20 protein-coding genes and 1 pseudogene are annotated in these 22,055 nt (G+C 64.9%); 14 read left to right on the top strand and 7 right to left on the bottom strand.

What is annotated here, in order from left to right:
* Nucleotides 1-37: 37 nt before the first annotated feature.
* From GB927_RS23335 to GB927_RS23315, 5 genes are all read left to right on the top strand, one after another.
* The gene (locus GB927_RS23335; protein ID WP_256119622.1) at nt 38-1,174 is read left to right on the top strand and encodes an ABC transporter substrate-binding protein; all 1,137 of its coding nucleotides are present in this window, start codon (nt 38-40) and stop codon (nt 1,172-1,174) included.
* A 93-nt stretch (nt 1,175-1,267) separates the two neighbouring features.
* A complete protein-coding gene (locus GB927_RS23330) occupies nt 1,268-2,188 on the top strand; it encodes a branched-chain amino acid ABC transporter permease (protein ID WP_256119621.1) in 921 nt (306 codons plus the stop codon).
* Nucleotides 2,189-2,195: 7 nt separating this feature from the next.
* Nucleotides 2,196-3,167, top strand: coding sequence for a branched-chain amino acid ABC transporter permease (locus GB927_RS23325; RefSeq protein WP_256119620.1), 972 nt, complete (start codon nt 2,196-2,198; stop codon nt 3,165-3,167).
* Entirely contained in the window at nt 3,160-3,909 is a 750-nt protein-coding gene (locus GB927_RS23320) for an ABC transporter ATP-binding protein (RefSeq protein WP_256119619.1), read from the top strand. The genes GB927_RS23325 and GB927_RS23320 overlap by 8 nt, the downstream gene beginning before the upstream one ends.
* The gene (locus GB927_RS23315) at nt 3,906-4,592 is read left to right on the top strand and encodes an ABC transporter ATP-binding protein (protein ID WP_256119618.1); all 687 of its coding nucleotides are present in this window, start codon (nt 3,906-3,908) and stop codon (nt 4,590-4,592) included. Before GB927_RS23320 ends, GB927_RS23315 begins: the two co-directional genes overlap by 4 nt.
* 3 nt (nt 4,593-4,595) lie before the next feature.
* Here the strand turns inward: GB927_RS23315 and GB927_RS23310 are convergent, their stop codons facing one another.
* The 5 genes from GB927_RS23310 to GB927_RS23290 all read right to left on the bottom strand — a co-directional run bounded on the left by GB927_RS23310 (nt 4,596) and on the right by GB927_RS23290 (nt 9,599).
* The gene (locus tag GB927_RS23310; RefSeq protein ID WP_256119617.1) at nt 4,596-5,564 is read right to left on the bottom strand and encodes a pyridoxal-phosphate dependent enzyme; all 969 of its coding nucleotides are present in this window, start codon (nt 5,562-5,564) and stop codon (nt 4,596-4,598) included.
* Nucleotides 5,565-5,579: 15 nt separating this feature from the next.
* Nucleotides 5,580-6,827: a kynureninase gene (gene kynU / locus GB927_RS23305; protein ID WP_256119616.1), complete on the bottom strand. Its 1,248-nt coding sequence runs from the start codon at nt 6,825-6,827 to the stop codon at nt 5,580-5,582.
* A 15-nt stretch (nt 6,828-6,842) separates the two neighbouring features.
* Nucleotides 6,843-7,766, bottom strand: a complete 924-nt coding sequence (locus tag GB927_RS23300; RefSeq protein ID WP_256119615.1) for an ABC transporter permease — start codon at nt 7,764-7,766, stop codon at nt 6,843-6,845.
* 5 nt (nt 7,767-7,771) lie between these two features.
* A complete protein-coding gene (locus GB927_RS23295) occupies nt 7,772-8,551 on the bottom strand; it encodes an ABC transporter ATP-binding protein (RefSeq protein WP_256119614.1) in 780 nt (259 codons plus the stop codon).
* 61 nt (nt 8,552-8,612) lie between these two features.
* On the bottom strand, nt 8,613-9,599 hold the full coding sequence (locus GB927_RS23290; RefSeq protein WP_256119613.1) for an ABC transporter substrate-binding protein: 987 nt from the start codon (nt 9,597-9,599) through the stop codon (nt 8,613-8,615).
* Nucleotides 9,600-9,759: 160 nt separating this feature from the next.
* Here GB927_RS23290 and GB927_RS23285 point away from each other — a divergent pair, with 160 nt between their 5' ends.
* The 8 genes from GB927_RS23285 (at nt 9,760) to GB927_RS23250 (ending at nt 18,869) form a co-directional block, all read left to right on the top strand.
* Complete coding sequence (locus GB927_RS23285) at nt 9,760-10,524, top strand: GntR family transcriptional regulator (RefSeq protein WP_256119612.1); 765 nt, start codon at nt 9,760-9,762, stop codon at nt 10,522-10,524.
* 67 nt (nt 10,525-10,591) lie between these two features.
* Nucleotides 10,592-11,116, top strand: coding sequence for a MarR family winged helix-turn-helix transcriptional regulator (locus GB927_RS23280; RefSeq protein WP_256119611.1), 525 nt, complete (start codon nt 10,592-10,594; stop codon nt 11,114-11,116).
* 155 nt (nt 11,117-11,271) lie between these two features.
* A complete protein-coding gene (locus GB927_RS23275) occupies nt 11,272-13,593 on the top strand; it encodes a bifunctional salicylyl-CoA 5-hydroxylase/oxidoreductase (protein WP_256119610.1) in 2,322 nt (773 codons plus the stop codon).
* Nucleotides 13,590-14,360 carry an SDR family NAD(P)-dependent oxidoreductase gene (locus GB927_RS23270; protein WP_256119609.1) on the top strand — a complete coding sequence of 257 codons (771 nt, stop codon included), beginning with the start codon at nt 13,590-13,592 and terminating at the stop codon, nt 14,358-14,360. Before GB927_RS23275 ends, GB927_RS23270 begins: the two co-directional genes overlap by 4 nt.
* Before the next feature lie 11 nt (nt 14,361-14,371).
* Nucleotides 14,372-15,214 carry an enoyl-CoA hydratase family protein gene (locus tag GB927_RS23265; protein ID WP_256119608.1) on the top strand — a complete coding sequence of 281 codons (843 nt, stop codon included), beginning with the start codon at nt 14,372-14,374 and terminating at the stop codon, nt 15,212-15,214.
* Between the two features lie 2 nt (nt 15,215-15,216).
* Nucleotides 15,217-16,392, top strand: a complete 1,176-nt coding sequence (locus tag GB927_RS23260; RefSeq protein ID WP_256119607.1) for an acyl-CoA dehydrogenase family protein — start codon at nt 15,217-15,219, stop codon at nt 16,390-16,392.
* A 123-nt stretch (nt 16,393-16,515) separates the two neighbouring features.
* A complete protein-coding gene (locus GB927_RS23255) occupies nt 16,516-16,911 on the top strand; it encodes a RidA family protein (RefSeq protein ID WP_256119606.1) in 396 nt (131 codons plus the stop codon).
* A gap of 11 nt (nt 16,912-16,922) precedes the next feature.
* Entirely contained in the window at nt 16,923-18,869 is a 1,947-nt protein-coding gene (locus tag GB927_RS23250; protein WP_256119605.1) for a 3-hydroxyacyl-CoA dehydrogenase NAD-binding domain-containing protein, read from the top strand.
* Nucleotides 18,870-18,907: 38 nt separating this feature from the next.
* On the opposite strand, the gene GB927_RS23245 is transcribed toward GB927_RS23250, so the two are convergent.
* Together GB927_RS23245 and GB927_RS23240 are read right to left on the bottom strand one after the other, a co-directional pair.
* Entirely contained in the window at nt 18,908-19,348 is a 441-nt protein-coding gene (locus GB927_RS23245; protein ID WP_256119604.1) for a GlcG/HbpS family heme-binding protein, read from the bottom strand.
* A 20-nt stretch (nt 19,349-19,368) separates the two neighbouring features.
* Nucleotides 19,369-19,920 (bottom strand): annotated as a pseudogene (locus tag GB927_RS23240) (ROK family protein); the annotation flags it as partial.
* 546 nt (nt 19,921-20,466) lie between these two features.
* Here GB927_RS23240 and GB927_RS23235 point away from each other — a divergent pair.
* On the top strand, nt 20,467-21,927 hold the full coding sequence (locus GB927_RS23235) for an MDR family MFS transporter (RefSeq protein ID WP_256119603.1): 1,461 nt from the start codon (nt 20,467-20,469) through the stop codon (nt 21,925-21,927).
* Nucleotides 21,928-22,055 lie beyond the last annotated feature (128 nt).

Below are 22,055 nucleotides of genomic sequence, written 5' to 3'. Positions count from 1 at the left end.
AACACGATAAAAATCGAACCATAATGAGGAGAACAGCATGAACCGCATTCTGGCAGCAAGCCTCTTCGGCCTCTCGCTCGCGACATCCGGCCTCGCCCATGCCGAGCCGGTGAAGATCGGCGTGATTACCACGCTTTCCGGCGGCGGCGCCGGCCTCGGCATCGACATGCGCGACGCCTTTACGCTGGCGATCAAACAGTCGGGCAACAAGGACGTGGAACTGGTGATCGAGGACGATGCCCAGAAGCCGGAACTTGCGGTGCAGATCGCGGAAAAGATGATCCAGGGCGACAAGGTCGATCTCATGACGGGGATCATCTGGTCGAACCTTGCCATGGCCGTGGTGCCGAATGCGGTGGCGCAGGATGTGATCTACCTCTCGCCCAATGCCGGCCCGTCGGCGCTGGCCGGTGCGAACTGCAATGCGAACTACTTCAACGTCGCCTACCAGAACGACAACTTCCACGAGGCGATGGGCCAGTACGCCAACCAGGACTACAAGAACTCGTTCATCCTCGCGCCGAACTATCCCGCCGGCAAGGATGCGCTGACCGGCTTCAAGCGCTTCTACAAGGGCAGTCTCGCCGGCGAGGTCTATACCCAAGTCGGCCAGACGGACTATGCGGCGGAGATCGCGCAGATCCGCGCATCCGGCGCCGATTCCGTCTATTTCTTCCTGCCCGGCGGCATGGGCATCGCCTTCATGAAACAATATGCCCAGTCCGGCGTCGGCATTCCGGTCATGGGGCCGAGCTTCTCCTTCGACCAGGACGTGCTGCCAGCCGTCGGCGACGCGGCACTCGGCGTGAAGAACTCCGCCAGCTGGTCGCCGGACCTCGAAAACGAGGCCAGCAAGGCCTTCGTCGAAAGCTTCAAGGCCGAATATAACCGCCTGCCGTCGATCTACGCCGCGCAGAGCTGGGACACGGCAAACCTGATCCTGTCGGCGCTTTCCAAGGCGAGCGCCAAGGACAAGGACGCCTTCAAGGCGGCGCTGAAGGCCGCGGACTTCAAGTCCGTGCGCGGCACGTTTTCCTTCAACACCAACCAGCACCCGATCCAGAACATCTATGTGCGCGAGGTGGTGAAGGATGGCGACGTGCTGACCAACAAGATCGTCGCGACCGCCTTCGAAAACCACAAGGACGCCTACGCCGAACAGTGCGGCCTGTAACGCCCTCGCACGTCCTGTTGTCCGGCGTCCGGCTTTTCTGCCGGCGCCCGGACGATGCCCACGCGATCCCGACCTGAAGCTTGGACCGACGCCGTGTTCACCGCACTCCTGATCGAACAATTGCTCAATGGGCTTCAGCTCGGCGTGATGCTGTTTCTGATGGCCGCCGGCCTGACGCTGATCTTCGGCGTCATGGGCCTCATCAACCTGGCGCATGGCTCGCTCTACATGATCGGCGCCTTTGCCTGCGCGACGGTCGCCGCGGCCACCGGCTCGTTCTGGCTCGGCCTGATCGCGAGCCTCGCCGCCGCAGCCGGCGTCGGCGCCCTCATCGAGGTCGCCGTCATCCGCCGGCTCTACGACCGCGACCATCTCGACCAGGTGCTCGCCACCTTCGCGCTGATCCTGATCCTCTCGGAAGGCGCACGCTGGGTCTTCGGCTCGTTCCCGCTCTATCTTGACATTCCCCCGCAGCTTCAGGGCGCAGTGCCCCTGCCGGGCGGCGGCCAGTACCAGCTCTACCGCCTGGCGATCATCGCCGTCGGCATCGCGGTTGCGGCGGGGCTCTATCTCCTCATCTCGAAAACCCGGCTCGGCATGCGCATTCGCGCCGGCGAATCCGACCGCGAGATGATCGCGGCGCTCGGCGTCGATATCAGCACGCTCTATACTGTGGTCTTCGCGCTCGGCGCCGCACTGGCGGGTTTTGCCGGCGCGCTGGTCGGCGCCCTCCAGTCGGTCCAGGTCGGCATGGGTGAACCCGTGCTCATCCTCGCCTTCGTGGTCATCGTCATCGGCGGCATCGGCTCGATCAAGGGCGCCCTCGTCGGCGCGATGATCGTCGGCGTCGTCGACACGATGGGCCGCTTCCTGCTGCCCTCGCTTCTCGCGCTGACGATGCCCGCCGCGCAGGCCACCACGATCGGCGCGGCCCTGGCCTCGATGCTGATCTATGTCGTCATGGCACTCATCCTCGCCTTCAGGCCGAGCGGCCTGTTCGCGGCGCAGTCGTGAGGACAAGATGACTCGCGAAACCACGATCAACCTGCTGCTCGCCCTCCTCCTGCTCGCCATGCCGCTAGCGGCCGCGGGGCTGGGAGAACCCTTCTACGTCACGCTCGCGACCCGCGTCGTCGTGCTGGCACTCGCCGCCACCGGCCTCAACCTGGCGCTCGGGCTCGGCGGGCTGATTTCCTTCGGTCATGCTGCGTTCTTCGGCCTCGGCGGCTATGTCGCGGGCATCCTGGCGACGCACGCCTTCAACGCCGAGCCGCTGGTGGCCGGCATTCCCGGCACGACGTCGATGCCCATCATCTGGCTGACGGCCGTGGTCATCGCCGGGCTCGTCGCGCTGCCCATCGGCATCATCAGCCTGCGCACCACCGGCATCTACTTCATCATGATCACGCTCGCCTTCGCGCAGATGATCTACTACTTCGCCATCTCCTGGCCGGCCTATGGCGGCGAGGACGGCCTGTCGATTTACGTGCGCAACGCCTTCCCCGGCATCAACACCACGCAGCCCCTGCCGTATTTCCTGGCCTGCTTTACCGTCCTGATGGCGACGCTGCTGCTGTTCCGGCTTGTCGAAGGCTCGCGCTTCGGCAGCGCCCTGCAGGCGGCGCGGCAGAACGGCACGCGGCTTGCCGCGGTCGGCATCGCGCCCTTCAACATCTGGCTTGTCGCCTTCGTTCTCTCCGCGATGATCACCGGTTTTGCCGGCGCGCTCTATGCCGATCTCAACCGGTTCGTCGGCCCCTCCATGTTTTCCTGGCACATGTCGGGCGAGCTGATCGTGCTCATCATCCTCGGCGGCAAGGGGCGGCTGTTCGGGCCCGTCGCCGGCGCGATGATCTTCGTCTGCCTCGAATATGTGCTCGGCGGCATCACCGAGCGCTGGCAGTTCTTCCTCGGCCTCATCCTGCTCGGCATCGTGCTCTTCGCACGCGGCGGGCTTTTGGGCCTGCTCTCGGGAAAGCCGCGTCATGCCTGAGCCCATTCTCGAAATCCGCGATTTGCGCAAATCCTTCAACGCGCTGAAGGCCACGGACGGGGTGAGCCTCGACCTCTATCCCGGCCAGATCCACGCCCTGATCGGCCCGAATGGTGCGGGCAAAAGCACGCTCATCCACCAGATCGCCGGCTCGCTTGCGGCCGACAGCGGTACGATCCGCTTCTTGGGGCAGGACATCGGCGGGCTCGACATGGCGGCGCGTGCGCGGCTCGGCCTTGCGCGCAGCTTCCAGATTTCGTCGCTCGCGCAGGAGTTCTCCGCGCTTCGCAACGTTATGCTGGCGGTGCAGTCCAGGCAGGGCAGCAGCTTCCGGTTCTTCCGGCAGGTGGCGAGCGACCGCAGCCTGATCGATCCCGCCATGGCCATGCTGGAGCGTGTCGGCCTTGCCGCCCGCGCCCATGTGCCGGCGGCGGAACTTTCCCACGGCGAGCGCCGGCAGCTCGAAATCGCCATCGCGCTCGCGCTTTCGCCAAAAGCCTTTCTCTTCGACGAGCCCATGGCGGGCATGGGGCCGGAAAGCTCCAAGCAGTTGACCTCGTTCCTCGACGGCTTGCGCCACGAGACACCGATGCTGCTGGTGGAGCATGACATGGATGCGGTCTTTGCGCTGGCAGACCGCATATCTGTGCTCGTCTATGGCCGCATCATCGCGACGGGCACGGTCGATGAAATCCGCAGCGACCCCGAAGTGCGCCGCGCCTATCTCGGAGAAGCCGCGTGACCCTCCTCGACCTGAAAGGCCTTGAAACCTTCTACGGCGCCTCGCAGGCGCTGTTCGGCGTCGATCTCGATATTCGCGAGGGCGAAGTGGTCGCGCTGATGGGGCGCAACGGCATGGGCAAGACGACGACGATCAACTCGATCATTGGCCTCGTGCGCCCGCGCTCCGGCGTGATCCGCTTTTCCGGCAAGGCGATCTTCGGCATGCGACCCTACCGTATCGCCAGGCTCGGCCTCGGCCTGGTGCCGGAGGGACGGCGCTGCTTTCCCAACCTGACGGTCCTGGAGAACCTCATCGCCACGGCCCGCGGCAGCGAGTGGACCTTCGACAAGGTCGTCGATCTCTTTCCTCGCCTCGGCGAGCGGCGCGACCAATATGCCAGGACGCTCTCCGGCGGCGAACAGCAGATGCTCGCCATCGGCCGCGCGCTGATGACAAACCCGCGCCTCCTCATTCTCGACGAGGCGACCGAAGGTCTGGCGCCGGTCATCCGGCAGGACATCTGGTCGGCGATCCGCAAGCTGAAGGCCGCCGGCCAGTCGATCCTCGTCGTCGACAAGACGCTCTCTGAATTGCTGCCCGTCGCGGACAGATGCTTCGTGCTGGAGAAGGGCACGACGGTTTTCGTAGGCGCGCCGACGGCCCTGACACCGGAGCTTCAGGACCGCTATCTCGGCGTCTGATCCTCAAGCGGCCGGAATGCCGCCCGCGAGCACCACGGAATAGGCCAGCGCGTCGACATTGCCGCCGGAAATCACGCAGACGATATTGCCCGTCAGGTCGGGTCGCGCAATCGCGGCGGCGAGCGAGGCGGCACCCGCACCCTCGGCAACGATCTTGGCCTTGCTGAACAAGAGCCGCATCGCCTCCGTCACCTCGGCGGGGCTGACGGCGATGGCACCGTCGATCAGATCCTGGGCGACGGGCCAGAGTTGCGGCACCAGCGAGGGGCCGCCGATGCTCTTGATGAAGGACGGCCGGGTTTCGATCGTCACGATTTTCCCGGCTGCAAGAGCCGCGGTGACCGGGGCGGCGCTGTCGTCCTCGACGGCGAAGACGCGCACCCGCGGGGAAACGGCCTTGACCGCGCTGGCGAGGCCAGTGGTCATGCTGCCGCCGCCATAGGGTGTCAGCACCACGTCGACGCCGGGCAGATCCTCGACGATTTCCATGCCGATGGAACCGTTGCCGTTGAGCACCGCCTGGTCGGTCACCGGGTTGATCAGCAGTTCCGGCGCATCCGGCCGGTCCGCGCCGATGATGTAGTCCCACCAGGTCTCTGCGCTGACGAAGCGCACCGCGCCCCCGAGGTTCCGCACACCATCGATCTTGGTCTGTGGCGCGCCGCGATACATGTAGGCCACCATCGGCACGCCGGCGAGGCGCGCGGCGAAGGCCATGCCATAGGCCATGTTGCCGGAACTGGTGACCGCGACGCCCTTCTTGAGCATCGCGGGATCGCGGGACAACACGGCGTTCAGCGCCGGGCGAAGCTTGAAGGCGCCGATCGGAGACAGCGTCTCCAGCTTCAGGAAGATCTGCCGGTCCGGCAGCCCGAGATCGAGTTTCACCAGCGGCGTGCGTGCAAGATGCGGTGCGATGCGCTCACGCGCCTCGGCGATCTCATCCAGCGTCGGACGGCGTGATGCGGTCATGGCGAAAGTCCCGGATCAGGTCACGGCGGCGCGCACGGCAAAGCGTGCGTCCTGCCATGAACCTGTGCGCAGGATATCCTCCAGGATCACCACCGCCTGCCATACGTCCGCGTAGCTGACGTAAAGCGGCGTGAAGCCGAAGCGCATGGTGGACGGGGCGCGGAAATCGCCGATGACGCCGCGGGCGATCAGCGCCTGCATGACCGCATAGGCGTTCGGATGGCGGAACGAGACCTGGCTGCCGCGTTTTACCCGTTCGCGCGGGCTTTCCAGCTCCAGGCCGTAAGCCCCGCATTTCGCCTCGACGAGCGCTATGAAGAGGTCGGTGAGGCCGAGGCTCTTTTCGCGCAGCGCCGCCATGTCGACCTCGTCCCAGATGTCGAGCGCGCCCTTCAGCGCGCGCAGCGACAGGATCGGCTGCGTGCCGCACAGGAACCGGCGGATGCCTTCGCCGGCCGCATAATGCTTTTCGAAGGCGAAGGGCCGTGCATGGCCCCACCAGCCGCTGAGCGGTTGGCTGATGGCGCCGTGGTGGCGTGCGGCCGCATAGATGAAGGCCGGCGCGCCGGGGCCGCCATTCAGGTATTTGTAGGTGCAGCCGACCGCGAAATCGACATTCGCGCCGTCGAGATCGACCGGCAGGGCGCCCGCCGTGTGGCAGAGGTCCCAAATGACGAGCGCGCCGTTTTCGTGGGCTTTCTTCGTCAGCACCGCCATGTCGCGCAGTTCGCCCGACTTGTAGTTGACGTGGTTGACCAGAACCACGGCAACATCGCCGTCGATCAGGTCCTCGATGTCAGGCGCATCGACGCCTTCAAGGCGCAGCGATGCTCCCGGACGCGTCGAGATCACGCCTTCGGCCATGTAGATATCCGTCGGGAAGCTGCCGCCCTCGCTGACGATGACCGACCGATCGGGCTTCAGCGCCATCGCCGCGTGAAGAGTCTTGTAGATGTTGATCGACGTCGTGTCGCAGACGACCGTCTGGCCGGCAGCGGCCCCGATCAGCCGCCCGACGCGGTCACCGAGCGAGAGCGGCATGTCGAACCAGCCTGCCGTGTTCCAGCTGCGGATGAGGTCCTGCCCCCATTCCTGCATGGCCGCCTTCTGAAGCTCCGCGAAGGCGGCATGCGAGGCGACACCGAGCGAATTGCCGTCGAGATAGATGAGCCCCGTTGGCAGGATGAAGCGCTCGCGCAGGGGCCGCAGGCCATCGGCCGCATCCATAGCCTCGATTGCAGCGAAATCGGGAAGTGCAGTCATAAGGTCGTCCTTGGATTATTCTCGAATGGTTTCGCGGGCCGCGGCCGGCCCGCGGCTTCGCTTGAGGCTCGGCAGGGCGAGCATGGCGAGCACGAACAGGCCCGTCGCCAGCTTCAGATCCGGCGGCGGCATGCCGGCGGCAAGGCAGAAGGAGACGAGCTGGTAATAGACGATCGCACCGACGAAAGGGGCGGCGAGCTGGCGCGGCACGCTGCTCTTGCCGACGATCGCCTCGCCGATCATCAGGGCCGCAAGCCCGTTGATCAGGATGCCGAGGCCCATATTGACGTCGGCAAAACCCTGCGACTGCACCATCAGCGCACCACCGGCCGCCGAAAACGCGCCCGCAAGCCCGACGCCGCCGATCGTCGCCAGCCACACATTGATGCCCTGCGCCTCCGCCATGTCGGGATTGGCCCCAACGGCGCGCACGGCCGTGCCTTTTTCGGTGCGGAAATAATGCAGCAGCAGCGCGAAGACGAGGAGACCGAAGGCGCCGGCCATGACGATCTTGCTCGCCGGAAAGCCCGGCTGCAGGAACGGCACCCAGTCGAAGATGGTCGTCGAGCCGAAGACCGAGAGGTTCGAGCGGCCCATGATGCGCAGGTTGATCGAATAGAGCATCGTCATCATCAGGATGCCGGCGAGCAGGGTATGGATGCGGAAGCGCAGGTGGATGAAGGCCGTGCAGCAGCCGGCGACGAAGCCGGCGAGGAGCGCGATGAGGATCGCCGCGAGCGGCGACATGCCGGCGGCCATCAGCACGCCGCAGACGCAGCCGCCGAGCGGGAACGCGCCCTCGCTGGTCAGGTCCGGAAAGCTTAGCATGCGGAAGGGGATCATGATCCCCAGCACGACGAAGGCGAGGATCAGGCTCTGCGCGAGCGTGACGGGAACGAGCGCGATGAAGCTCGAGACGGTGTTTTGAAGCAGATCCATGGTCGTCAGCTCGCCAGAAACATGCGGTCGGTTTTGACGGAGAAATGGCCGATCAGGTCCGGCACCGTGATGGCCGCCTTTTCCCTGCCGGCGATTTCGAGGCGCACGCGACCGGCATCGAGCATGATGACCCGGTTTCCGAAATCCACGGCATGCTGCATGTTGTGCGTCACCATCAGCGTCGTCAGCTTCAGGGCTTCGACGGCGCGGATCGTCGCCTGCATGACGATGTCGGCGGTGCGCGGATCGAGCGCCGCGGTGTGTTCGTCGAGCAGCAGCAGTTCCGGCGAACCGCCGACCGCCATGATCAGCGACAGCGATTGCCGCTGCCCGCCGGAGAGCAGTTCCACCCGCGTATCGAGACGGTTTTCGAGGCCGAGACCCAGCAGAGACAGGCGCTCCTTGTAGGCCGCAAGCCGCGTCGGGTTCAGCCCGCGGCGCAGCGTCCGCCGGGCGGCCCGCAGTTCCGCCAGCAGCATGTTCTCCGCCACGGTCATCGAGGCAGCAGTGCCCTTCATCGGGTCCTGGAACACGCGGGCAAGGCGCATGGCGCGCTTGTGCACGGGCATGGCCGTCACGTCGTCGCCGTTGATGAGGACCTTGCCGCTGTCGAGGACGAGCGCCCCGGAAATGGCATTGAGCATGCTGCTCTTGCCGGCGCCGTTCGAGCCGATGACGACGCCGAAGTCTCCTGTTTCGAGGCGCAGGCTGAGATCGTTCAGCGCGGTCTTCTCATCCGCCTGCCCCTTGTAGAACATCTTGCGGGCCGACCTGATTTCCAGCATTGGCTTCCCCCCATTTTATTGTTGAGTGACGGCGCTTGTCGCGCCGCCACCGGTTTGGAGATCAGTCGATCAGGCAACCACAATCGGCGAGCGACGCCGGCAGTTCAACGCCGAAGGCAGCGAGCGTCTTCTTCGAGATCAACGGCTTGTGATCCTCATAGGCCGGACGCCACGGAGCAATGGACTTCGGGTCCTTGCCCTTGAGGATTTCCGCGGCGATCCGGCCGGCAGCAAGGCCGACCTGTTCGTAGTTCACGGCAAAGCTCGCCGGAACGACACCGTCGCGCACGGCACCGTCGTCGGAGTTGACGATCGGGATGCCCGCCTGGCGCGCCGCGGCCGAGACGGCGGCGATGGCCGGCTGGAGCAGGTTGGAGGCCGGCGTATAGATCACGTCGGCCTTGCCGGCGAAGGAGGCGATGCGCTGCTGGATGTCGTTGACGTTATCCACGCCGACATCCACGACCTCGAACCCGGCGGCGGGCGCCGCTTCCTTGATCTTGTCGAGCAGCGCCGCGTCGTTGGCCTCGCCGGGATTGTAGGGCACGCCGAAGCGCTTGGCATTCGGCAGCAGCTTGTGGGTGAATTCCATCACGGCGGCGACGTCCTGAAGGTCCGTCGCTCCGGTCATGCCCTCGTCGCCGGCGTCCCAGGAGGGCACCAGCTTTGCGGCCACCGGATCGGTGACAGCGGAAAAGACGACCGGAATCCCGGAGCCGGCTAGCGCCTTTTTGGCGATCTGCGAGACGGGCGTCGTGATCGTGTAGATCAGCTTCGGCTGCTCGGCCTGGAGCTTGGCGATCATCTGCGGCACCAGCGACGCGTCAAAATTGGTGTGGCTCTCGGTGTAGACGACGTCGGTGCCCTCGACGAAACCGTTCTCCGCCATCGCCTTCTTGAAGCCGGCGATCGATGCGGAGAGCTGCGGATGTTCGCCGAAATTAGCGATGCCGATGCGGATCGGCTCGGCGGATGCCGTCGTGGCGCCCAATGCGAGCGCACCGGCGACGACCAATCCCGAAAACCACGTCTTTGTAAGCCTGCCCATGAAATCCTCCCAGATACGATAAGCGGCCGCCGTTCCTCAGCGGCTTGGCAGGGATCATGGCGACGGCGCGCTTTCTTGTCAAACAAATATATATAGTTTTGCGTAACGCGCAGAACTATATATATTTGTCTGCATCACAGGGAGACGCTAAGGGAACTTGATGCAAGACCTTGAGCAATCGACCAAAACGGAATCGGCCTACCGGCTGCTGCGGCGCGACATCCTCACGACGCGGCTCCTGCCGGGTGCGCCGATGAAGCTAAGCGCGTTGCGCGACCGCTATGAACTCGGCTGGACGCCGCTGCGCGAAGCGCTGTCGCGGCTTGAGGCCGAGGGCCTCGTCACCGCCATCAGCAATCGCGGTTTTGCCGTCGCCCCGGTTTCGCGCGAGGCGCTGGAGGATCTCACCCGCGCGCGTCTGGTCGTCGAAATCCCGCTTCTGCTCGAATCGATCGAGAATGGCGGCAGCGACTGGGAATCCGCCGTCGTCACGGCGCATTACCGGCTGTCGCGCTGCAAGATCGCCGTCGAGAACGCCTCCGAAAGCGAGATCGACGAGTGGGACGAGAAGCACACGGCCTTCCATGCGGCGCTGATCAGCGCAGCCCGTTCGACCTGGCTTTCTCGTTTCCAGGCAACGATTTCCGACCAGCTTCGCCGCCACCATCGTTTCCTCGGCCTCGCGCCCACCTTGCGCGCCGCCGAAGGCATGAGCGAGGGCTACCAGGAAGCGATCGCAGCGCTGCACGACGCCATGTCCATCGCGCATCATACCGAATTGATGGAGGCGGCGCTCGACCGGAACGTGGAGCGCGCCAAGGCGCTGATGGCCGACCACATCGGCATTACGGTCCATGTCTACGACCAATCCAAGGACGGCACCGGCACCGTGCTGTCGGCACCCCTGCAAGCGTCTTCCAAATGACGCACGGCCTGTCCAAGAGCCCGAAACATCTCTAAAAGGCTAGGCGACATGAAAGCGGGTGTTGGCAATGACGGGTGAAGACAAGTTCGACATCTCGCCGGAATGGCTGGATGGCGAGACCAAGGTCCTTGAGGCGCCGCACGATCACCGCGCCGAGCTCCGGCTCTGGCTGCGCCTCCTGACCTGCTCGACCCTGGTGGAGAGCGAGGTCCGGCGGCGGCTTCGGGAAGAGTTCGACTCAACACTGCCGCGCTTCGACCTGATGGCGCAGCTCGAACGCGCGCCGGACGGCATGGTGCTCGGCGAAGTCTCCAAGCGCATGATGGTTTCGCCCGGCAATATCACGGTGCTGGTGGAGCGGCTCACCGAGAGCGGACATATCAGCCGCACGACGCTCGCGACGGACCGGCGCGTGCAGATCATCGCGCTCACCCCCTTTGGCCGCGCCGAATTCGAGAAGATGGCGGCCCATCACGCCGACTGGATCTCCGACCTCTTCGCCGGCCTCGCCCCGAAGGACAGCGGCGTATTGATGGACGAGCTTGCCAAGCTCAAGCGCTCCATCATCGCGTCCCTCGCCAAGGGCGCCTGAGACGCACCTTCCTTTTCTGACATTCCTTGCGGTGCGACCTATTCGGCGCGTGCCCATTTTTGCGTCTTCGCGCCAAAAACAATTTTAAGCTTGAAATTTCTTCCGAACGGGTCCACCTTGCCTTCGACGCAGCCGGACCTCGGGAGGAGAACGACATGCGGATTGTCTGTATCGGCGGCGGGCCTGCCGGGCTCTACTTTGCGCTGCTGATGAAGCGCCAGCATCCGGACCATCACGTCACTGTCGTCGAGCGCAACCGGGCTTTCGACACGTTCGGCTGGGGCGTCGTGTTTTCCGACGCCACCATGCAGTCGATGCGCCGATGGGATCCGGAGACGGCGGAAGCCATCGAAGTCTCCTTCAACCATTGGGACGATATCGAGCTGGTGTTCAAGGGCCGCAAGATCCGCACCTCGGGCCACGGCTTCGTCGGCATCGGCCGCCGCAAGATGCTCAACATCCTGCAGGAACGCTGCCTGGAACTCGGCGTCGAACTGCTCTTCGAGCGCGACGTGGAAAGCGACGCGGAATTCGCCGATGCCGACCTCATCATCGCCTCCGACGGCGTCAATTCGCGCATCCGCAACAAATATGCCGAGGTCTTCCGACCCGACATGGTCATGCGGCCGAACCGCTATATCTGGCTCGGCACCAACAAGCTGTTCGACGCCTTCACCTTCGATTTCCAGCGCACCGAACACGGCTGGTTCCAGTCACATATCTACCGCTTCGACGACACGACCTCGACCTTCATCGTCGAGACCACGGACGAGGTTTTCAAGGCACACGGGCTCGACCAGATGGACCAGGATCAGTCCATCGCCTTCTGCGAAAAGCTTTTTGCGGAAACCCTCGACGGCCAAAGCCTGATGACCAATGCGCGGCACATGCGCGGCTCCGCCTGGCTTAATTTCGGCCGGCTGATCTGCGACAAGTGGAGCCATTTCAACGGCCGCAGCCATGTCGTGCTGATGGGCGACAGCGCCCACACCGCCCATTTCGCCATCGGCTCGGGAACCAAGCTCGCCATCGACGATGCGATCGAGCTGACCCGGCAGTTCGACATCCTCGGCCATGACAAGGCCAACATCCCCGCCGTGCTTGCCGCCTACGAGGACGTGCGCCGCATCGACGTGGCGCGCATCCAGAATGCGGCGCGCAACGCCATGGAATGGTTCGAGGTCGTCGGCACGCGCTATGCCGATACCCTGGAGCCCGAGCAGTTCATGTATTCGATGCTGACCCGCTCGCAGCGCATCAGCCACGAGAATCTTCGCCTGCGCGACAAGGACTGGCTGGAAGGTTTCGAGCGCTGGTTCGCCGAACGGGCCGGCGCCGAACCCATGGCAAACGGCGCGGTCCCGCCGCCGATGTTCACGCCCTTCAAGATCCGCGGCCTGACGCTCCGCAATCGCATCGTGGTCTCGCCAATGGCGATGTATTCGGCGACGGACGGGCTGGCGGGTGATTTCCATCTGGTGCATCTCGGCTCCCGCGCCATGGGCGGTGCCGCGCTCGTGTTTCCGGAAATGACCTGCGTGTCGGCCGATGCGCGCATCACGCCCGGCTGCCTTGGCCTGTGGAACGACGAACAGGCGCAGGCCTTCAAGCGCATCGTCGATTTCGTCCATCACCAGACGCCGGCCAAGATCGGCCTCCAGCTTGGCCATGCCGGGCGCAAAGGCGCCACGAAACTCGCCTGGGAAGGCATCGATCAGCCGCTCGCCGAAGGAGGCTGGCCGCTGATCTCGGCTTCGGCCCTGCCCTATCTCCCGCATTCGCAAACGCCGCGCGAAATGACCCGGGCGGACATGGACCGCGTCATTCAGGACTTCGTGCGAGCCACCGAACGAGCCCGCGACATCGGCTTCGACATCCTCGAACTGCACGCGGCGCACGGCTACCTGCTGTCGAGCTTCCTGTCGCCATTGACCAACACGCGCACCGACGACTACGGCGGCGACCATGCGGCCCGCGCCCGCTTCCCGCTCGAAGTGTTCCACGCCATCCGCAAGATTTGGCCCGAAGACAAACCGATCTCGGTACGCCTGTCGACCCATGATTGGCACGAGAGCGGCAATACGCCCGAGGATGCCGCCATTTTCGCCCGTCTGTACAAGGAGGCCGGCGCTGACCTGATCGACTGCTCGTCCGGCCAGGTGGTGAAGGAGGAGAGGCCGGTCTACGGCCGCCTGTTCCAGACACCCTTCTCCGACAAGATCCGCAACGAAATCCAGGTGCCGACCATCGCCGTGGGTGCGATTTCCGAGGCCGACCACGCCAATTCGATCATCGCGGCCGGCCGGGCGGACCTCTGCGCCGTCGCCCGCCCGCATCTGGCGGATCCGTCCTTCGTGCTGCACGAAGCGGCGCGAATTGGCTATGACGGCCAGCCCTGGCCGAAACAATACCACTCCGCCCGGGCGCAATATGTCAACAACCTCGCCCGCGCAGCAACGACGGCGGGCAAGCCATGAGCAAGCGGCACGCCCTCGTCACAGGCGCCGGAAGCGGCATCGGAAAAGCGATCGCGCTCGCCTTGGCGGCCGACGGTCATGTCGTAAGCCTCGCCGGGCGGCGCACAGCCCCCTTGCAGGCCTTGCGGGACGAGGTCCGCGCGGCGGGCGGGGAAGCCTTCGTGCATGAAGGATTCGACGTTAGCGACGCTGCTTCCGTTGAGCGCGGCCTTGCGGCCGCCATCGCTGAAGCCGGCGACATCGCCGTCCTCGTCAATTGCGCCGGCGAGGCGCCCTCGGCACCGTTCGAAAAGACCGATCTCGCGCTCTGGCAGCGGGTCCTCACCATCAACCTGACGGGCGTCTACCTGGTCACGCATGCGGCCCTCGCCTCCGTGCGTCGGGCCGGAAACGGCCGGATCGTCAATGTCGCGAGCACGGCGGGCCTCACCGGCTATGCCTATGTGTCCGCCTATTGCGCCTCCAAACATGGCGTCATTGGCCTGACACGGGCGCTGGCACTTGAGCTTGCGCGCACCGATGTCACCGTCAACGCCGTCTGCCCCGGTTTCACCGACACGCCGCTCATCGACGGCGCGCTCGACACGATCAGCCAGAAGACCGGCCGCACGCGCGAGGACGCCCGCGCCAGCCTCGCCCGCGCCAACCCGCAGGGCCGGCTGGTGACGCCCGGCGAGGTGGCCCACACCGTCTCCTGGCTCGTCTCGGAAAAGGCGACAGCAATCACCGGCCAGGCCATTGCGGTCGCCGGCGGCGAAGTTCTCTAGGGATATCAGACATGACGAACCCCATGCAGGCCAAGAAACGCCCCTTCAAGGACCACGCAGCAAAGCACTTCCTGTTCGAAACGGATGCCGACGGCCGCGTCGCGACGATCACGCTCAACCGCCCGGACAAGAAGAACCCGCTGACCTTCGAAAGCTATGAAGAGCTCGGCGATCTTTTCCGCTCGCTGACGCGCGCCAGCGACGTGCGCGCCGTGGTGCTGGCCGGCGCGAAGGACAACTTTTCCTCCGGCGGGGACGTGTTCGAGATCATCGAGCCGCTGACGCGCATGGAAATGCCGGACCTCCTCGACTTCACCCGCATGACGGGCGAGCTGGTGCGCCAGATGCGCGCCTGCCCGCAGCCGATCATCGCCGCCGTCGACGGCATCTGCGCCGGCGCCGGCGCCATCCTGGCCATGGCCGCCGATTTCCGCGTCGCGACGCCGGAAGCCAAGACCGCCTTCCTCTTCACCCGCGTCGGGCTAGCCGGCGCGGATATGGGCGCCTGCGGCATCCTTCCCCGCATCATCGGCCAGGGCCGCGCCGCCGAACTGCTTTTTACCGGCCGCGTCATGAGCGCGGCGGAAGGTCTGAACTGGGGTTTCTACAACGCCCTGCACGAGCGTCCCGCGCTGCTGGCCGAAGCACAACAATTCGCCCGCACCGTCGCCGACGGCCCCTGGTTCGCCCATGCGATGACGAAGAAGATGCTCGACCAGGAATGGGCGATGGGCATCGACCAGATGATCGAGGCGGAGGCGCAGGCCCAGGCGATCTGCATGGCGACGGGCGATTTCCAGCGCGCCTTCGAAGCCTTTGCCACCAAGGCGAAACCCGCCTTCCAGGGAAACTGACCATGCGCGCGCCCACCCGCGACCATCTCGACTGGCCGTTCTTCGACGAGAGCCATCGCGCGCTTGCAAAAGACCTCGACAGCTTCGTAGCCAAGGGCGGCCTCGACGGCGTCGATCACGGCAATGTCGACGCCGCCTGCCGGCGTCTGGTCGCAGCACTCGGCACCGCCGGCCTACTTCGCCACTGCGTGCCAAAAGCGTTCGGCGGCGCGAGCGAAGAGATCGACAGCCGGGCGCTTTGCCTCGTGCGCGAGACGCTGGCCTATGCCGATGGCCTCGCCGACTTCGCCTTCGCCATGCAGGGCCTCGGCACCGGCGCGATCAGCCTGTCCGGTTCGCAGGCACTGAAGGAACGCATCCTACCCAAGGTCGCGGCCGGTGAATGGATATCCGCCTTCGCCCTTTCCGAACCCGATGCGGGATCGGACGTCGCCGCCATGGCCTGCGCCGCCCGGCGCGACGGCGACGATTTCGTGCTCGATGGCGAAAAGACCTGGATTTCCAACGGCGGCATCGCCGACGTCTACACGGTCTTCGCCCGCACCGGCGAGGCACCCGGCACGCGCGGCATTTCCGCCTTCGTCGTCTTCGCAGATACGCCAGGCTTTACGATTGCCGAGCGCATCGAGACGATCGCGCCGCATCCGCTGGCCCGCATCCGCTTCGAAAACTGCCGCATCCTCGCCGCGCAGCGTCTCGGCAGCTCCGGCGAAGGCTTCAAGATCGCTATGCGCACGCTCGATATCTTCCGCCCCTCCGTCGCCGCGGCCGCCACCGGCTTTGCCCGCCGGGCGCTCGATGAAGCCGTCGCGCATGCCAAAAGCCGCAAGATGTTCGGCGCGACGCTGGCCGATCTACCGACGGCGCAAAGCACGCTTGGCGAAATGGCGACCGCCATCGACGCCGCAGCCCTCCTCACCTGCCGCACCGCCTGGAGGCGCGACGTGCAGAAGCTGCCGACGACGTGCGAAGCCGCGATGGCGAAGATGACCGCAACGGAAAACGCCCAATGGGTCATCGACCAGGCGCTCCAGCTTTTCGGCGGCCGGGGCGTGCGCACCGGAGAGATCACGGAGCGGCTTTACCGCGAAATCCGGGCGCTGCGCATCTACGAGGGCGCGACGGAGGTTCAAAAGCTCATCATCGGCCGCGAACTGATGAAGGACGCCGCACGATAACGGGAGGTGCCGACATGCATTTCAGGCTCCGTTCGCTTCGCAAGCGCAACTGACCACACGCCAAGTTACTTGCCAGGCCGGACGACATCCGCGCCGCACAGACACAAAAGCTGGAGACGCCTCATGCACACCATCCTGCAACCTGAAGGCTGGGCAAAACCTATCGGCTATGCCAACGGCGTGGCGGCGACCGGTCGCACGCTCTTCGTCGGCGGCCAGATCGGCTGGAACGAACGCTGCGAGTTCGAAACCGACGATTTCGTTGAGCAGGTGCACCAGACGCTGAAGAACGTCGTGGCCGTGCTCGCGGCAGGCGGCGGCGAACCGCACCACATCACGACGATGACCTGGTATTTCACCGACAAGCAGGAATATCTCGGCAACCTGCGCGGCATCGGCCAGGCCTATCGCGATACGATCGGCCGGCATTATCCCGCCATGGCGGCCATGCAGGTGGTGGCGCTTGTCGAGGACCGCGCCAAGATCGAGATCCAGGCCACGGCCGTCATTCCCGCGTGAGGCTTTCCGAAATGCGTTTTTCGCAAAGCGTTTCCGCCCGCCTTGAGGGGGGCGTGCTCGTCCTCACCATCGACAATCCGCCCGTCAACGCCCTGTCGGCGCATGTCAGGGCCGGCCTGCTGGCGGCGCTGGATCATGCCGCGGCGACCGCACACATTACGGGCATGGTCATCTCCGGCACCGGCCGCACCTTCATCGGCGGGGCGGATATCAAGGAGTTCGGCCAGCCGATGGTCGAGCCGACACTTCCCCAAGTGGTCGAGCGTATCGAAGCCTTCGAAAAACCGGTCGTCTGCGCCGTCGACGGCGCGGCACTTGGCGGCGGCTGCGAAGTGGCCCTTGCCTGCCATGGCCGCATTGCCGGCGAGAACGCCTCGTTCGGCCTGTCGGAGGTGAAACTCGGCATCGTTCCGGGCGCCGGCGGGACACAGCGCCTGCCCCGCCTGATCGGCCCGATCGCCGCCATCGATCTCATCGGAACGGGACGCGCGGTCAAGGCGCGCGAAGCCGTCGCGCTCGGCCTTGCCGATACCGTCGTCGCCGACCCTGTCGCCGCAGCCGTCACGGTTCTACGCGCCGGGCAGCCGCTGCGCCGGACCGGCAGCATCGATGTTCCCGCCGCGGATGCCGCCGCCATCGACGCCGCGGAAGCAAAGGTGCTTGCCAGAAGCCGCGGCCAGCTGGCGCCCGCGGAGGCCGCCCGCCTCGTCAGGGCGGCGAGCCAACTCGACCTTGACAAGGGTTTGGCGGAGGAACGCGCCACGTTTCTGCGTTTGCGCGACTCCTCAGAATCCGCGGCCCTGCGGCATGTCTTCTTTGCCGAGCGCGCTGCCGGCAAGGTCGAAAAACTCACTGACGTCTCGCCACGCCGGATCGAAACCGTCGGGATCGTCGGCACTGGGCTGATGGGCTCCGGCATCGCGGTCTCGGCGCTTACCAGCGGTTACCGCGTCATCGCGCTGGAACAGACGCAGGAGGCCGCCGCCGCCGGGCGCGCGCGCATCGCCGGCATCCTCGACAAGGCCGCTCAGTCCGGGCGACTGAGCACGGAGGCGCGCGAGGCCTGCCTTGCCCGGCTCGGAACAACGACCGAGGCGACAGACCTTGCGGCAGCCGACCTCGTCTTGGAAGCCGTCTTCGACGACCTCTCCGTCAAGACGGAGCTGTTTCGCAGGCTCGACGCCATCGTCGGACCAGACGCCATTCTGGCGACCAATACGAGCTATCTCGATCCCGATGCGATCGCCGCCGCGACGGCCGATCCATCCCGCGTGGTCGGCCTGCATTTCTTCTCGCCCGCCCATGTCATGCGGCTGGTGGAAGTCGTCGATTGCGCCAAGACCGCGCCCGACGTGCTGGCGAGCGCGCTTTCCTTCGTCAAACGCCTCGGCAAGCTTCCCATCGTTTGCGGCGTCACCGAAGGTTTTATCGGCAACCGCATCTTCTCCGCCTATCGCCGCGCGGCGGAGTTCATGCTGGAGGATGGTGCCCTGCCGCACGAGATCGATGCCGCGCTGGAAGCCTACGGTTTTCCGATGGGCATCTTCGCCGTCAACGACATGGCGGGCCTCGAAATCGCCTGGGCACGGCGCAAGCGGCAGGCCGCAACGCGTGATCCCGCCGAGCGCTATGTCGAAATCGCCGACCGGCTCTGCGAAGCCGGCCGCCTCGGCCGCAAGACCGGCCTCGGCTGGTACGCCTACCCCAATGGCGAGCGCATCATCGATCCCGCCGTGACCGCAGCGATCGAAGCGGCACGGGCCGCGAAAAACATCGCGCCCCGCGCGTTCACCGCGCAGGAGATCATGGAGCGTCTTCTCAAGGCGATGGTCGATGAAGGAACGGTGCTACTCGCGGAGGGCATCGCCGCCCGCCCCGGCGACATCGACCTGGTGATGATCAACGGCTACGGCTTCCCCGCGCACAAGGGCGGGCCGATGTTCGCCGCCGAACACTGATCGATGACGGGCCGGAGCAGACCGGCCCGTCCTGCCCGTCAGGACTTTTCGGAAGCGCTCAGGCCGGCGAGAAAAAGATCGATGCCTGCCTGCGCGCAATCGCTGTCCTGCGCGGGCGTTCCCGAACTGACGCCGACCGCGCCGACGACCTGCCCGTCCACGATGACGGGAATACCGCCGGCCACGACCAGCAGACGCCCGCCGATGGCCGAGTTGATGCCGTAAGCGGGCTTGCCGGGCTGGCTCGCTTCCCAATAGCTCTCGGTGGTGCGCTTGGCGCCGGCGGCCGTGAAGGCCTTGTCCTGGGCGATCGTGGTGCTCGTGACCTTTCCGCCGTCCATGCGCTCGAACGCGATCAGCTGACCCGATTCATCGGTCACGGCGATGCACATGGGCACGCCGATTTCCGCGGCGCGAACGCGGGCGCCCTCGATCAGGGTGCGGGCGTCGGCAAGGCTCAGTCTCTGGATTGTCAGCACGGTAGGCTCCCTTTCGATTTTCAACGACGCGCGGCGAGCGCAGATGCGCTCTCTTGCGGTCTGTCGGCAAGAAATGCCAGAGCCGCCGCGCCGACCAGACCGGAATTTTGACCGAGCGCCGCCCGAACGACAGTCAAGTCCTTGAAGGCGGGCATGGCCCAGCGAGCAATATAGTCCTGGATTCCAGGGCGAAGACGGTCGAATTCATGGGAAAGGCCGCCGCCCATGATCACGACGTCGCGGCTGAAAATCTGAACCAAGCTGACGAAACCCCACCCCAATATCTCCGCCTCCTCGTCTATCAGACGGTTGGCAAGAACGTCGCCACTCCTTCCCGCAGCGAACACGTCGCGGCTGTGGACGGGGCTTCCGCTTTTTCCGAAAGTGGTCTCCTCGCTGACGATTGCACAGGCGCGGGCGCGCTTCGTAAACGCCGTGCCGGAGCCGTATGCCTTGAAGCACCCCCTGTTTCCGCAGGGGCAAAGCTCGCTGTTCGGCACCACGGACATATGGCCGATGTGAGCCGCCATGCCCTTGCGTCCGCGAAGTACCCGACCATCGGCGACGATGCCCACGGACGCGGGAGGGGTTGGACGCGGCAAGCAGACCATCGGCTAGGGCGCGGATTTGCCCGATCACGCGGCCGGCACCCGCATTCGCCTCCGTCCGCTCTTCGGCCCACGCAACAATGTTGCCTCGATACAAACGCGGGGCACGGCTGCGCTCGAAGAGTGGATGGCGTGGCTGCGCTTGCCAAGGACACCCTTCTCCACTCACGCGGCAGCCTTGAAGAAATCGCCGAAAAGGTGGGTTGCAAATCCGCCAGCGCCTTCAGCCAAAAAGTCGGCTGCCCCCAAGCGAATTCGCCCGCAGGGCCGTCGCGACGTGCTGATTAAGCGAGAAACGCGCGCTCAGCGAAGACGAGATCATTGCTCGCGGCGCTGATGCCTACCTCCCTCAACGAAACAGGCGAAGCGCCCTTCGTGTCCTTACCTTATAAAAACTGCATCGGTGCTTGACGCATGGGGAGCGAGGAGTAGTGAAAGCTTCATGCAATGACCTCACCATCGGCGCCGACTGCCCTTCTCCAGGCCCGCGCCTCAGCCTGAAAGCCATCCATGTCGGAAAGAAGCTCCCATCGCGGGCTCGTCGTCGCCGCGATCATGGCAAGCATGGCAATGATCGCCATCGAGGCAACGATCGTTTCGACCGCAATGCCGCAGATCGCCGCCCAGCTCGGACAAATCAATCTGTATTCCTGGGTCTTTTCGTCCTTCCTTTTGACCCAGACGGCGACGACGGTGGTCTTCGGCAAGCTCGCGGATATTTATGGCCGCAAGCCGATGATCCTGATCGGTATCGCGCTTTTCCTGTTCGCCTCCGTGCTCGCGGGCTTCGCATGGTCGATGCCGTCGATGATCGCCTTTCGTCTTTTGCAGGGGATTGGCGCAGGGGCGATTCAACCCGTGGCAATGACGGTGGTCGCTGACCTGTTTCCCGGCAATCAGCGTGGCAAGGTCCAAGGTTACCTGGCAAGCGTCTGGGCGTTGTCTGCCGTTGTCGGACCGCTTCTCGGTAGCCTCATCATTCATAACCTCCCATGGGCGTGGATCTTCTGGATCAATGTGCCGGTTGGGCTTCTTGCGGCACTCGGGTTCGTTCTGTTCCTGCATGAAGAGAAACGGACACGCGTCGTCTCCATCGATATCCTTGGCGCTTCCCTTTTTGCAGTGTCCATTTCCGCGCTGATGATTGCTCTGACGGAAATGGAGACCACGATCTCCAGCACCGCTATGGTGGCCCTGGCCATCGCCATCGTAGCCCTTGTCGCGTTCATCTGGCAGGAGCGGCGCGCCGAGGCGCCCATGGTCGCTCCAGATTTGTGGCTGAAGCGACCCATCGCGTTTTCGAACCTGGCTGTCTTCTTCGCAAGCATGTCGATCATGGGGCTGACGACGTTCCTGCCGATGTATGTGCAGACCGTTCTCAACGGCTCACCATTGGTGGCGGGTTTCGCCCTGACCATGCTGCTCCTGGGCTGGCCCTGCGGTGCAACGATCGCGTCGCGACAGTTTGCTCGGTTCGGCCTGCGCCCCATTATGATCACTGGTAGCATCTGCATTCCGGTCGGCACATGTCTCCTCGTCCTGCTCACGCCGTCGAGCTCCGCGATATTGGCAGGCGCCGGCTCGCTGATAATGGGTTTCGGCATGGGCCTGCTGAATATCAGCGCCCTGATTCTGACGCAGGATAGCGTGAGTTGGACTGAGCGCGGCAGCGCCACAGCATCCAATGTTTTTTCGCGCAATCTCGGCAGCACGCTCGGCGCCGCCGTGCTGGGTGCGGTGCTGACCTACGGACTGGCGCATTCCACCAACGGCCAGCCGATTACGCCAGAACAACTGCGAGCCCTGCTGAACGGCACCGGCACCATCATGGCCGATGGAGAAACCATCCGGCTTGCATTGCAGCATGCTCTGCATTCCACCTTCGTCGCCATGCTTTTGATCGCCGCACTGATCGTCCCTGCCTGCCTGCTCGTTCCTCGACACGAGCCCATCAGGGAAATGCAGCAATAAAGCTGAGCCTGACCGGATCGCAAAAAATCCCGGCAGATCAGACCCGCATTTACCCAAGAACCGCAGGCCCGTCATGTGTTGTAATATTTACTTTTTCTAATAGTCATGCTACTCACATGACCATCCGT

It is taken from the genome of Shinella lacus (genome assembly GCF_010994755.1).
GTDB lineage: Bacteria > Pseudomonadota > Alphaproteobacteria > Rhizobiales > Rhizobiaceae > Shinella > Shinella lacus.
The sequence above is the reverse complement of the archived record's forward strand: the minus strand, read 5'-3'. Positions and strand labels throughout refer to the sequence as shown.

Coding starts and splice junctions, on each gene's coding strand:
- GB927_RS23280 (WP_256119611.1), top strand. CDS start 10,592: ATGACGGGTGAAGACAAGTTCGACATCTCGCCGGAATGGCTGGATGGC.
- GB927_RS23275 (WP_256119610.1), top strand. CDS start 11,272: ATGCGGATTGTCTGTATCGGCGGCGGGCCTGCCGGGCTCTACTTTGCG.
- GB927_RS23300 (WP_256119615.1), bottom strand. CDS start 7,766: ATGGATCTGCTTCAAAACACCGTCTCGAGCTTCATCGCGCTCGTTCCC.
- GB927_RS23290 (WP_256119613.1), bottom strand. CDS start 9,599: ATGGGCAGGCTTACAAAGACGTGGTTTTCGGGATTGGTCGTCGCCGGT.
- GB927_RS23285 (WP_256119612.1), top strand. CDS start 9,760: ATGCAAGACCTTGAGCAATCGACCAAAACGGAATCGGCCTACCGGCTG.
- GB927_RS23335 (WP_256119622.1), top strand. CDS start 38: ATGAACCGCATTCTGGCAGCAAGCCTCTTCGGCCTCTCGCTCGCGACA.
- GB927_RS23255 (WP_256119606.1), top strand. CDS start 16,516: ATGCACACCATCCTGCAACCTGAAGGCTGGGCAAAACCTATCGGCTAT.
- GB927_RS23270 (WP_256119609.1), top strand. CDS start 13,590: ATGAGCAAGCGGCACGCCCTCGTCACAGGCGCCGGAAGCGGCATCGGA.
- GB927_RS23320 (WP_256119619.1), top strand. CDS start 3,160: ATGCCTGAGCCCATTCTCGAAATCCGCGATTTGCGCAAATCCTTCAAC.
- GB927_RS23235 (WP_256119603.1), top strand. CDS start 20,467: ATGTCGGAAAGAAGCTCCCATCGCGGGCTCGTCGTCGCCGCGATCATG.
- GB927_RS23265 (WP_256119608.1), top strand. CDS start 14,372: ATGACGAACCCCATGCAGGCCAAGAAACGCCCCTTCAAGGACCACGCA.
- GB927_RS23325 (WP_256119620.1), top strand. CDS start 2,196: ATGACTCGCGAAACCACGATCAACCTGCTGCTCGCCCTCCTCCTGCTC.
- GB927_RS23260 (WP_256119607.1), top strand. CDS start 15,217: ATGCGCGCGCCCACCCGCGACCATCTCGACTGGCCGTTCTTCGACGAG.
- kynU (WP_256119616.1), bottom strand. CDS start 6,827: ATGACTGCACTTCCCGATTTCGCTGCAATCGAGGCTATGGATGCGGCC.
- GB927_RS23310 (WP_256119617.1), bottom strand. CDS start 5,564: ATGACCGCATCACGCCGTCCGACGCTGGATGAGATCGCCGAGGCGCGT.
- GB927_RS23250 (WP_256119605.1), top strand. CDS start 16,923: ATGCGTTTTTCGCAAAGCGTTTCCGCCCGCCTTGAGGGGGGCGTGCTC.
- GB927_RS23295 (WP_256119614.1), bottom strand. CDS start 8,551: ATGCTGGAAATCAGGTCGGCCCGCAAGATGTTCTACAAGGGGCAGGCG.